The 13,303-nt window shown below is 42.2% G+C and carries 7 protein-coding genes and 1 tRNA gene; 4 read left to right on the top strand and 4 right to left on the bottom strand.

Translation table 11 applies throughout. The annotated features are described in order from the left end of the window. Positions 1–81: 81 nt before the first annotated feature. On the bottom strand, positions 82–1,410 hold the full coding sequence (xylA, locus tag NMK93_RS14645; protein WP_185217608.1) for a xylose isomerase: 1,329 nt from the start codon (positions 1,408–1,410) through the stop codon (positions 82–84). Between the two features lie 12 nt (positions 1,411–1,422). Further along, on the bottom strand, positions 1,423–2,898 hold the full coding sequence (locus NMK93_RS14650) for a xylulokinase (RefSeq protein WP_254528104.1): 1,476 nt from the start codon (positions 2,896–2,898) through the stop codon (positions 1,423–1,425). Positions 2,899–3,257: 359 nt separating this feature from the next. On the opposite strand from NMK93_RS14650, the gene NMK93_RS14655 reads away from it, so the two are divergent. Genes NMK93_RS14655 through NMK93_RS14670 form a run of 4 tightly spaced genes read left to right on the top strand, consistent with a single transcriptional unit; the run spans position 3,258 to position 11,160 of the window. Beyond that, the gene (locus tag NMK93_RS14655) at positions 3,258–6,380 is read left to right on the top strand and encodes a SusC/RagA family TonB-linked outer membrane protein (RefSeq protein ID WP_254528106.1); all 3,123 of its coding nucleotides are present in this window, start codon (positions 3,258–3,260) and stop codon (positions 6,378–6,380) included. A 10-nt stretch (positions 6,381–6,390) separates the two neighbouring features. Beyond that, complete coding sequence (locus tag NMK93_RS14660) at positions 6,391–8,298, top strand: RagB/SusD family nutrient uptake outer membrane protein (protein WP_185214049.1); 1,908 nt, start codon at positions 6,391–6,393, stop codon at positions 8,296–8,298. A gap of 38 nt (positions 8,299–8,336) precedes the next feature. Then, the gene (locus tag NMK93_RS14665; protein WP_254528108.1) at positions 8,337–9,725 is read left to right on the top strand and encodes a DUF1080 domain-containing protein; all 1,389 of its coding nucleotides are present in this window, start codon (positions 8,337–8,339) and stop codon (positions 9,723–9,725) included. 19 nt (positions 9,726–9,744) lie between these two features. Continuing rightward, positions 9,745–11,160 carry a Gfo/Idh/MocA family oxidoreductase gene (locus tag NMK93_RS14670; protein ID WP_254528110.1) on the top strand — a complete coding sequence of 472 codons (1,416 nt, stop codon included), beginning with the start codon at positions 9,745–9,747 and terminating at the stop codon, positions 11,158–11,160. Positions 11,161–11,577: 417 nt separating this feature from the next. On the opposite strand, the gene NMK93_RS14675 is transcribed toward NMK93_RS14670, so the two are convergent. Further along, positions 11,578–11,654: transfer RNA gene (locus tag NMK93_RS14675), tRNA-Asn, on the bottom strand. Between the two features lie 107 nt (positions 11,655–11,761). Then, positions 11,762–13,138, bottom strand: a complete 1,377-nt coding sequence (gene mgtE / locus NMK93_RS14680; protein WP_185214112.1) for a magnesium transporter — start codon at positions 13,136–13,138, stop codon at positions 11,762–11,764. Positions 13,139–13,303: the final 165 nt, after the last annotated feature.

Below are 13,303 nucleotides of genomic sequence, written 5' to 3' on the forward strand. Positions count from 1 at the left end.
AATTGAAAATTTATTAATAAAAAGCCTTTCAATACGTAATCCACTCATATCCAACGAAAATTATCTTATCAATTCGATCGACTAAATATAACGATTGACTAAATTCTCTAGGAATTCTTGTTTTCCACTTCTCATTTCTGGCTCACCGTTCTCTACCGCATAGCTTCTCAGATCCTCTAAAGTCAATTTGCCTTGTTCATACTCCGCTCCTTTTCCTTTGTCAAAACTTGCATAACGATCCTTACGGATTTTTTTGAACTCAGATTTCTGAAGGATATTATCTGCTGTAACCAATGCTCTGGCAAAGGCATCCATCCCGCCAATATGAGCATAGAACAAATCTTCTGGATCAGTTGAATTTCTTCTGATCTTCGCGTCGAAGTTCACTCCACCGCCTTGTAAGCCTCCTGCTTCCAAAATAATCAACATCGCTTCTGTCAATTCATTCAGATCATTTGGGAATTGATCGGTATCCCATCCGTTTTGGTAATCCCCACGGTTGGCATCGATTGAACCTAACATTCCTGCATCCGCTGCAACCTGTAATTCATGTTGGAAAGTATGACCGGCTAATGTTGCATGGTTAACCTCAATGTTCAATTTAAAATCATCCAAAAGATCATATTGCCTTAAGAAGCTGATAACCGTCGCGGAGTCATAATCATATTGATGTTTTGTTGGCTCACATGGCTTCGGCTCAATAAAGAATGTTCCTTTGAAACCATTTTTACGGGCATAATCTTTTGACATATGTAGGAATTTTGCCAAATGCTCCTGTTCGCGTTTCATGTTGGTATTCAACAAGGACATATACCCCTCTCTACCACCCCAGAACACATAGTTTTCACCTTTTAGGGCTATTGTTGCATCTAAAGCTGCTTTCACTTGAGCCCCAGCATGCGCCAAAACATGGAAATCAGGATTGGTGGAAGCCCCATTCATATAACGATGGTGACTGAAAAGATTGGCTGTACCCCATAACAACTTAATTCCACTTTCTTTTTGTTTTTCCTTCGCATATTCGACGATTGCCGCCAGATTGGAATCATTTTCATTGACATCATTACCATAGTCCACCAAATCTACATCATGGAAACAGTAATATGGCAATTGCAATTTCGTCATAAACTCAAAAGCGGCATCCATCTTATCTTTTGCGCGATCTAGTGTTTTCGATTTTTCATCCCAAGGAAAGAAATGGGTCTGCCCACCAAAAGGATCCGCTCCGTTTCCATTGAATGAATGCCAATAGGCACATGCAAATTTAAAATGCTCCTCCATAGTCTTTCCGCCGATTACTTTTTTAGCGTCATACCAGCGAAATGCCAGTGGATTATCGGAATCTAAGCCTTCGTACTTAATTTGCCCGATATTCTTGAAATACTCTTTTTCTCCAATTAAAACTTTCATATTTATAGTTGATTATAATTTCTGTAATAAACTTTTCTTCCAATTTGCATAGAGGTCATTATAGATATCCTTATGCTGAGGTTCGATGGTCTTTATCTTTTTCAAGCCCGAGAAGGCCTCTTTTTTATCTTTATACAGCTGTGCTCCAATTCCCGCTCCTAATGCCGCTCCAACGCTTCCGTCATTCTCATAAAGTTCGACTGGTACATTGGTTACACCAGCAAAGGATTGCTGAAACACAGGGCTCAGGAACATATTGGCATAACCGGCCTTAATAACCGTAGGACGGATTTCATTTTCCTTAATGATATCTAAGCCATAACGAAACGAATGGGCTATCCCTTCTTGGACGGCACGCCAAATATGGGAAGCGTCATGTCGCACAAAGTCGAGATTCTCAACATGCCCATTGACAGTTTTATTGTTCAGCATGCGTTCAGCACCATTTCCAAATGGCAATACAACAATCCCTTCAGAACCAATAGCAACTTCAGCAGCTTTTTGGTTTATCTGATCGTAATCCAGGCCTTGAGCTGTCAGCTTTTTGATCCAACTATTTTGGATACCGGTTCCATTAATACATAATAGCACACCGATATTACTTTGTTCTTTACTATGGTTGACATGGGCAAAACTGTTCACCCTTGATTGCTTATCAAAAATCAAATGGTCCGCAACAGCATAGATCACACCGGAGGTGCCGGCCGTTGCTGCGACTTCCCCAGCATCAATTACACCTAGTGACAATGCATTATTAGGTTGATCCCCCGCTTTATAGCTTACTATAGCCTTCTCCGATAGCCCTAATTCAGTGGCTACAGCCTTATCGATGGAACCATAGTTTGAAAAGATTGCTTGCACCTCAGGAACTAAAGACTGATCTATACCATAATAATCCAATAAAGTATCTGATAAGGTGTCTTTTTCGAAATCCCAAAGAATGCCTTCAGAAATGGAACTCGGATTAGAATTGATCTGCTTAGTCAGGCACATACATAGAAAATCGCCTGGAAGCATAAACTTATGAACCCTTTCATACAATTCAGGCTCATTGTTCTTTACCCAGGACAGTTTTGATGCCGTAAAATTACCAGGAGAGTTAAGATGCGATCTTAGAAAACCTTTAGGTTCCAAGGATTGGAAAGCCTCGTTTCCAATTTCCACTGCCCTACTGTCACACCAAATAATGGAATTGCGCAGTACTTTCTGGTCCTTATCAACCAGCACTAGGCCATGCATTTGATAGGCAATTCCAATGGCAGCGATATCCTTCGGATCATATTGACCACTAGCATTGGCTTTCAATATGGCTTTCTTGGTATTTTGCCACCAAAGTTCAGGGTCTTGTTCAGCCCAACCTTTTTGCTGCGAAATGATTTCAGATTCCGTCTCTGGATATTGGGCAGAAACAATTCGTTTCCCGGTCTGTGCATCCAACACGGAAACTTTAATAAAAGAGGTCCCTAAGTCAATCCCTAGTAATAGCATAAATTGTTTATAATGGATAAGTTGATTCCACAATATAATTATTTTTAAAATAAGACCTATACTCTATTATGAAATCATGAAAAGCACAGTTTTATCAACGCCCTTCCAAACCTATAGCTAAAAACATACAAAACCCTGATAATCAACCAAAAAACACCTCATTCATTCACTCTTTTCAACTATAACGTTTTCGTAAATAAAGATATAACGGTTTAGCTAAGTCAGTTACTTTATTGGTTATTATTGTGATATAAACCATTACAGATCATTCATTATCTAACTCCATTTTCCGCTTCCTAAGCCTATTTACCAAGCTTTCGAAATGGAAAATGAATTGTAAACCTTAAACTCTTTAAATTATGACAAAACAGTATGTTTTACTCATCCTATTCTCGTTTTGGATGATTCTGCTCTCTGCAGACCCCTGTTTTTCACAGCAAAACCAAAACCTCATACGAGGGACCGTCAAATCCACGGATGGCACTCCTGTTGAAGGAGCCAGCATCATGCAGACAGGTACAAAAAATGGAACCTTATCTGATGGAGACGGAAAATTTGAACTGGAATTAACAAACGGTACTAGAGGATCCCTGACAATTACCCACACGGGCTTCAATACACAGACCGTTTCAATCAACAGTCAAGATTTACAGATTTCTTTGCATCCTAAAGCAGAAGACTTAGATGAAGTCGTTGTAGTAGGTTATGGTACTCAAAAACGAAAGGACCTTACTGGTGCCGTTGCTTCTGTACAAGCCGAAAAGCTTGAAAAAGAAGCCCCTAGGTCGGTCCAAGATCTATTGAGAGGAAATGCTGCAGGTATTGTAATCAGCCAAGGAAATACAGCGAAGGGCGACGCGGATCTTCTAGTAAGAGGAAGAGGAACCCTAAAAGCTGGCGCTAGCCCACTCAATGTAGTAGATGGGGTTATCTTTGATGGAACATTTGCTGATATCAACCCAAATGACATTGCTTCCATCGATATCCTAAAAGATGCAAGTGCAACTGCAGTTTATGGTGCTAGAGCAGCAAATGGCGTCGTATTGATCACTACCAAACGCGGTGCTTCCGGTAAACCAACCATTACGTTGAATGGCAATTTTGGCTTCGTAGAAAACTCCTACATGCCAAGGGTCATGAATGGACAGGAATTCCTAGCCTATCGTTATGATTATGAAATGGGTAAAAGAGCCCAAGATTACCACGACAAATATCCTGAAATGTTTGTGGATCCAAGAAAATTGACAAATGTGGATCAATTGGCATGGTATAACTATGACCAAAAAGACCCTGCAACAACCGTAACGGAAGAACAATTGATCCGCTCTTGGTTAGCAAGGTTAGAAATGAGATCTCCAGAAATTGAAAATTACCTGATTGGGAAAGAAACAAACTGGCAAGATCAAGTTTTTCACAAAGGAATCCAGCAAGATTATACAGCAAGTATTTCCAATAAAACGGATAACCTAAACTACTATTTCTCCCTTAACCATGTAGATCGCGAAGGCTTTATCGTTGGAAACCGGTTCAAGAACTTCAGGACCAGGATCAACTTGGAATCCAAGATCACCAACTTCTTAAAAGTTGGAACCAACGCCAACTTTGCTGCCAGAAACGAAGGTTTCCTACAGGCAGATTGGGGGCAATCAGCAATTATTCCTCCATATGGGTCTAACAATATCGATGATCCAAACAGCCTTTATAGAAGATTGCCTACTGGCGATGTTACTCCAGTAAACCCATTCTTCGATAATATGTTTAGAGACCGTGTGGATCGCTATAACACTTTAAATGCAACTCTATACGGCGTTATCACATTACCTTATGGATTTGAAATCCAATCCAACTTTACGCCATCATTCATCTGGAGAGAATACTACAATCACGATTCTTCCCTGAACCCAGAATGGGCAGCTAAGGGCGGAACGGCGGAACGTTCCTTCTTCAGGACCTACAACTGGCAGATTGACAACGTCCTGCGTTGGAAAAAAGCCTTTGGAGATCACAACTTTGAGGTTACTTTACTTCAAAATGCTGAAAAAGGTCAATATTGGAGAACCAAAGCTACAGCTTCCAACTTCGTTCCTAGCGATATCTTAGGCTGGCATAGAATACAGGCCGGAACGGTTCCTTTGAATGAAAGTGATGACACTTACCGCACTGGAGATGCCTTAATGGGTCGTTTATTCTACTCTTTCAAAGACACCTACCTTTTCACCGCATCGGTACGTCGTGACGGTTATTCTGCATTCGGTTCTCAAAACCCTCGTGCAACCTTCCCTGCACTGGCCTTCGCATGGAATTTCACGAATGAGAAGTTTATGGAAGGAACTAAATCTTGGTTAGACTACGGAAAACTAAGATTGACTTGGGGAAGAAATGGTAACCGCGATATCCCACAGTATGACGCACTTTCTGATATGACCTCAGGCTTACATCCATATATCGACTCCAAAGGAAATGTTTACCTAGGCTCACAATTGTATGTGAACCGCATGGCCAACCTGGGGCTAAAATGGGAAAACAAAGCCTCTTATAACTTAGGTTTGGATTTCGCGATGTTCAAGAGCCGCCTATCTGGTGCAATTGACCTGTACACCGCAACAACCCATGACCTATTAGTTGACCGCGAACTACCTGAAATCATTGGTTTCAGCAGCGTTGCAGCCAATTTAGGAGAACTTAAAAGCCATGGTATCGACGTGAGCTTAACTGGAAACATTATCCAAAAAGAAACCTTTAACTGGTCTTCTAACTTCATTTTCATGCTAAATCGCAGAAAGATCGTAACCCTTTATGGCGACATGGTGGACATTAAAGATGATGCCGGCAATGTTATTGGCCAGAAAGAAGCTGATGACATCAAGAACAGATGGTTTATCGGACAAGACCCTGACCGTATCTGGGATTACGAAAGACAAGGAATCTGGCAACAAAATGAAATTGATGAAGCTGAAAAATTCGGATTACAACCTGGAGATTTCAAATATATTGACCAGAATGGCGATGGCGTGATGACTGATGCTGACCGTATCTTCCAAAGGTACAAAACACCGCGATTCCGTTGGTCTTGGAGAAACGACTTCAACTATAAAAACTTCAACCTTTCTGTGTTCATTTACTCCAATTGGGGACAAACTGATGGATTCAACCGTGCAGCAAACAACAGTAACTTCGCAGACCGAACCACTGATTATGTGATGCCTCGTTGGACTCCTGAAAACCCAATCGATGATTATGCGAGAATCGGTTCAAAGAATATCGGATCAAATTACATCAATAAGTCCTTTGTTAGGTTAGAGAATATTTCTCTTTCATACTTGGTGCCTTCCAACATCTTGGAAAAAGCAAGCATCCGAAACCTGAGGATTTCCGCTTCTGTAAGAAATGCCGCCATGTGGGCTCCACATTGGGAATTTGGTGACCCAGAAGGATTTCCTGTTCCTAGAACCTACAACCTAAGCCTTAATTTCTCACTATAACCTATTGATCATGAAAACTTATAAGAAACTATTATATATCGGCTTATTTGGAACTGCTTCCATCACCTTGATGGAAAGCTGTAGCAAAGATTGGCTAAAACCTCAACCCCTATCCTTCTATGCCCCTGAAGTAGCCCTATCTACACCTGAAGGACTCTACTCGGCACTGACCGCCTGTGAGCGGAATATGCGACATGAATTTTTTGGAGATGGCGCACCTATCCTGACCGAAATCATCCAATCGGATGTGGCTGTTGAAGGGACTACGGACAAAGCCGGTCCTCAAATGAACATGGACATCGCACTCCTACCTGATGCACAGCTTAACCATGAAAACAATACGCGTGTGGGTTGGTATTGGTATGAAGCCTACAAAGGGATCAAATATGCCAATACGGTGATCGCCAGGATAGACAATGCAACCTTTAAGGATGACGCTGAAAAGAACGCTATCCTGGGTGCAGCCTATTTCCAACGTGCTTATCGCTATTACAAATTGGTTCATCAATTTGGAGATGTCCCTTTTCTGGACTGGGAAATCAACGAGCCTAAATACGACTTCTATTCTTACGATCGCTGGAGCATCTTAAAAAGACTGAAAAAAGATCTAGAATTTGCATACCAATGGGTACCGGAAATAGTTGATCGTGGAAGGACCTCGAAAGCAGCTTGCGGAATCCTATTGATGAAAGTAGCTATGGCACTTGAGGATTTTGATCTGGCCATCAAAGTTGGAAACGAAGTAGTAGCCAAACATCCTTTGATGAAGAACAGGTTTACCGTCAACCAGAACCGACCTAATACAAACTTGATGTTTGATCTCCACAGTGTTGAAGCAAAGCTGGACATGAGCAATACCGAAGGTCTAATGTATGTAGTTGCCTATCCAGAAGCAGAGGGTTCAGCAAGAATCGAAACCATGCGTAATGCCGTTCCATTCTGGAATAATGGAAATATCAAAACACCAGATGGCCAAACAGGAACCAATGTAAACTTGGCCCCTGGCGAAACCGACCCATCCATGGACCTCAACAAATCCTATGGAAGAGGAATTGGAAGGTTGAGACCTACATGGTATTTCAGCAACTCGATCTGGAGAGCCGACAAAGAAAAGAACGACCTACGCGGCATCCACAATATGAACAGCTGGAAACGCATGGAAGACTTGAAATATAACAGCCCAGACCTAAAAGCTAAGGGAAGTCAATGGTATGGAAAAAACTTCGTCAAAAGCCCTAGTATGAGCCCAGAAGACACCATCCGTCTTTGGTTCTCATGGCCACATTACAAGGTTTTTGTACCAGATCCTTTGAGCTCCACTTGGACAGGCGGGGAAACCCCTTGGTATGTATATCGTTCGGCAGAAGTTTATTTGCTTTTAGCGGAATCATATTACTGGAAGAACCAACCTGGAATGGCTGCAAATGCGCTTAATGAAGTTAGGACAAGAGCCGGCGCAACACCTATACAGGCAGGAGATGTCAATATCGGGGAAATCCTAGATGAACGCGCAAGAGAGCTTTACTACGAAGAAAACAGGCACGTAGAATTAGTCCGGATGTCATATACCTATGCTAAGACCAGAAAGCCTTGTGAAATTTTTGGAGGAAGGGTCTACAGCCTTGAAAACATCAGCGGACCAGGAGGCACCAATTCCAACATCAAACAAAATGGGGTGAATTTCTGGTATGACCGTGTGGTAGCAAAAAGCAATTTCTACAACAAAGGCGTAAAACATAAATGGGCAGAATACAAAATATCCGTTCACCATATCCTTTGGCCGGTTCCAGCTGGAGCGATCAACACTAACCTAAAGGGAATTATCAACCAGAACATTGGTTACCCTGGCGCGGAAAGAAATGAAAAACCATTAATCGTGCCTGATGAAGGAACAGTATTGGGTCCTAAAGCAGAATAAGAGAAAATTACATGTTGAATACCATAAAATAGCAAGCAATGAAAAGAAGAACAATTATCAGATCCATCTCCTCAGTAGGGCTCGCCCTACTACTATCCGCCCAGGCAAATGCACAATCCAGCGATAGCAAAGGTTTTAAACCTCTGTTTGACGGAAAAACTCTGGCTGGTTGGAAATCCGCAGGTGGTGCAGCGCCATATACCGTTGAAGACGGAGCAATAGTTGGAAGAATGACCAAAGGAACCCCAAATTCCTTTCTGATCACGGAAAAAGAGTATGGCGACTTCATCCTTGAACTCGATATCAAACTGGAAGGAGATAAAACCAATTCGGGAATCCAGACCAGAAGCCATATCGACCCCAATGCCAACAATGGAAAAGGAAGGGTCTATGGCCGTCAGATTGAGATCGACCCTTCTCCACGCGCTTGGGCAGGCGGTGTCTATGATGAAGGAAGAAGAGGATGGATCTATCCATTGGACCTAAATGAACCTTCAAAATCGGCATACAAAAAGGATGAATTCAACCATATCCGTATTGAGGCCATCGGAAATGAACTTCGTTCTTGGGTTAATGGCGTGCCTGCAGCTTATGTTGTGGATACCGTCGATGCATCTGGCTTCATTGGTTTACAGGTCCACAGCATCCCTGCTGAATTGGATGGCAAAAAGGTATATTTCAAAAACATAAAGATCAAGACTGAAAACCTTAAACCTAGCCCATATCCAAAAGGCCAATACATAGTAAACCTTACTCCCAATGCATTAAGTGCGACAGAGCAAAAGAACGGCAGCAAATTGCTATTCAACGGCAAGAACTCCGATGGTTGGCGAAGTGTAAAGGGAGAAAGTTTTCCGGAAAAAGGTTGGTCAATCAAGGATGGCATCATCAAAGTGCAGAAATCCGATGGCGGCGAATCTACCAATGGTGGCGATATCATTACCAAGGATAAGTTCAGCGTGTTTGACCTGTCCTTTGAATTTAAACTTACACCGGGTGCTAACAGCGGTGTAAAATACTTTGTCACCTTGGCGGAAAAAACATCAGGATCTGCCATTGGATTGGAATATCAGATCTTGGATGACGCGAAGCATCCTGATGCAAAATTAGGAAGAGATGGAAACCGCACCATTGCTTCCCTGTATGATCTAATCACTTCCGATAAGGGTAGAGGTGCCACAAGACCTATTGGTGAATGGAACAGAGGCCGCGTATTGGTGGACAAGGACAACAAGGTGACCTACTACCTCAACGGTGTCAAAGTTTTATCCTATGTGCGAGGATCTAAGGAATTCAAGGATTTGGTAGCAATCAGTAAATACAAGGACTGGGATAAATTTGGAGAAGCTTCGGAAGGACATATCCTGCTTCAGGACCATGGCGACGAAGTATCGTTCCGATCAATAAAAATCAACAAAATAAAATAACCATTAGCTGTCAATAAATATGAATCATTATTTATCACGCAGGAGCTTCATCAGCAAGTCTATAATGGCAGGAGGTGCAGTTTTACTTTCCAACAGTGTACTGGGGAAAGTAAAACTTGCCAGTGCCAATGAAAGAGTTAATCTAGCCTGCGTAGGAATAGGAAATAGAGCGAACGAAATCATCAAGGAACTTTACAAAACCGGACAATGTAACATTGTCGCACTTTGCGATGTGGACATGGGCGCAAAACAAACCCAGGAAATCATCAAGATGTTCCCAAATGCGCCAAGATATCAGGATTTCAGAAAAATGTTTGATGAAATGGCCAATCAGTTTGATGCTGTTGCCATTGGAACGCCTGACTTTGCCCATTTTGCCATTACCATGCAGGCCCTGGACCAAGGAAAACACGTCTACGTGGAAAAACCTATGGCAAGAACCTTCAATGAGGTGGAGCTGATGATGCAAAAAGCTAGGAAAAACCCGAAGCTTGCCACTCAAATGGGTAACCAGGGTCACTCTGAAGCCAATTACTTTCAGTTTAAGGCTTGGAAAGATGCCGGGATCATCAAAGATGTCACCCGCATCGATGCCCATATGAATAGCCCAAGAAGATGGCATGGCTGGGATCCAAACATCACAGGATTCCCATACCCAGAAAGAATTCCGGAGACCCTAGATTGGGAAATCTGGCAAATGCAGACGCTTGGCCACCATTACAACAAAGACTTTGTAAATGGTCAATGGCGTTGCTGGTTTGACTTTGGAATGGGTGCATTAGGAGATTGGGGAGCCCATATCTTAGATACCTCCCATGAATTCCTCGAGTTGGGATTACCGACCGTGGTTGAGGCAAAATCCCTAGAGGGACATAATTCCTATTTCTTCCCCATGTCCTCGACCTTGAACTTCCATTTCCCGAAAAGAAAGAATATGCCTGCAGTGGACATCAACTGGTATGATGGACTTACAAACCTGCCACAGATTCCGGAAGGTTATGGTGTCTCAGGATTGGACCCTAACATTCCACCGCCAAGTACAGGAAAAATTGAACCCGCGAAACTAAATCCTGGAAAAATAATCTATTCCAAAGACTTAATTTTCAAAGGCGGATCACATGCCAATACCTTGTCCATCATTCCAGAAACCAAAGCCAAGGATATGGCGTCAAAACTTCCTGAAGTTCCCGCTAGTCCTTCAAACCACTTTGCAAATTTCCTGAATGCCTGCAAAGGAACGGAAAAGACCAGGTCATCCTTTGAAATCGCAGGACCGCTCAGCCAAGTCTTCTGTCTTGGAGTCATCACTCAGAAAATGAACAACAGAATTGAGTTCGACCCAAAAACCAAACAGATTACCAACGACAAGTTCGCCAATGAAATGCTTTATGGACCTCCTCCAGCAAGAGGATGGGAAGAGTATTACAAGGTGTAGTATTTACCAAATAGTATTTAGTATAAAGTATTTAGTATTTAGACTTTCCTTTATTGCGGACAAGAGTTTAGAAGAGTTACTTTTTAAGTATTTAGACTTTCCTGTATTGTAGACAAAGGTTTAGAAGAATTACTTTTTGAGTATTTAGACTTTCCTGTATTGTGGACAAAGGTTTAGAAGAATTACTTTTTGAGTATTTAGACTTTCCCGTATTGTGGACAAAGGTCTAGAAGAGTTACTTTTTGAGTATTTAGACTTTCCTTTATTTTGGACAAAGGTCTAGAAGAGTTACTTTTCAAATATTTAGTAATAATTTTTAATACTTGGATAGATTAGCCAACCTAGGTCTAAATACTAAATACTTTCTACTAAATACTTAAAAAAAAAGATCTGCAAAATATTTGCAGATCTTTTTTTTGGCTCCTGAAGCTGGGCTCGAACCAGCGACCCTCTGATTAACAGTCAGATGCTCTAACCAACTGAGCTATTCAGGAGTTTAAACCGTCCCTTTCGTTTTCGGTGATGCAATTATCGGAAGTTTCTCCGACAAGTGCAAATATTTTTTGGCGATTTATCGCAAGTTATTCAAAACCAATTAGAATTAATTAAACAGAACATCTCGCAGGATATACGTCGCGAAGCTAAAGTAGATCACTAAGCCCGTTACATCGACAATAGTCGACACAAAGGGAGCTGATGAACTCGCTGGATCCGCTCCAAACCTACGAAGTATGAATGGCAACATCGCCCCGACCAATGATCCCCAAAGAACCACACCGACCAAAGAACTCCCGATTGCCGCGCCATACAGGTACCATGCATCACCATAGGTATCCTTGAACACTTCCTCAACCCCAATTCTCATGAAACCTAAAACACCTAAGATTATCCCAAGCAGCAAACCCGAAAGGATTTCACGCTTCATAACCATCCACCAATCCCGAAGGGTCACTTCACCCATCGCCATCGCTTGAATGATCAGGGTGGATGCTTGAGAACCGGAGTTCCCCCCGCTAGACATGATTACAGGCATCAACAAGACAAGAACGGTAGTGAACTTGGCCTCGTAGTGCTGAAGGACATTAAAAGTCAACAGCTGGCCTAAAAACAGCACGATAAGCCATCCTGCTCTTTTCTTCACTAGGTGAAAGATCGAAACATCCAAATAAGGCTCATCTAAGGCCTCGGTACCCCCGATACGCTGCATGTCTTCGGTATACTCTTCATTGGCCACCCATAAGATATCATCGATCGTCACAATACCCAACATGATATCCTGTTCATCCACCACCGGAAGGGCCACTCGATTGTTCATACGGAAAATAGTCACGGCCTCTTCTTGCGGGTCATCGGCATGCAAAGAGATCAAGCGGTTGTCGATCAAGTCTGCAATTACCTTATCTGGCTCCGCCAGAAGAATGTCCTTGATCCGAACGTCATCGATCAGCTTCCCATCCGAGTCGATCACATACAAGACATCAATCGTTTCAGAAGCCGAACCGTATCGACGGATGTGATCCAACACGCGAGGCATGGTCCAATGTTCCTTGACTGTTATGTAGTCCGGAGTCATCAAACGTCCTACCGAATCTTCAGGGTAGCCAAGCAAGGACAGTGCTTCCTTTCTCTCTTCGGGAGTCAACAGAATAATGAGCCTTTTTACAACATCACCTTTCAGTTCCGAAAAGAAGGAAGTACGGTCATCCGGAGGCATCTCGTTTAAGAGCTCTCGGATCTTGGAAGCCGGTAATTTTTTGAGAATTCTTTCTTGGGTGGGGAAGTCTAAAATACGGAACACATTGACCGCTCTTTTAAGACTTAAAGTTTCTAAAAACAGGGGGCCATATTCAGGAAGCTCATCAATCAATTCTTCAACATCCGAAATATTTAGTTCGTTCAAATAATCCGCAAGCTCAGTATGATCTCCACGTTCAATCAATTGCTCAACATGTGCTACAAGCATTGCTAATTCTTCCATACGCCTCCTTTATTTTATTATCCTACATTGGTCCAAAAATCGTTTGTGCAAAAGTCGTTTTTTTTGGCATAATAATATAATTAATTTTTAATCAATAAATCCGACAACCCGGACAACTCAATAAGCATGCAACACCCACACCCGCAACATGCCATAATGTCACTA

The organism is Sphingobacterium sp. LZ7M1, assembly GCF_024296865.1.
Taxonomy (GTDB): Bacteria; Bacteroidota; Bacteroidia; order Sphingobacteriales; family Sphingobacteriaceae; genus Sphingobacterium.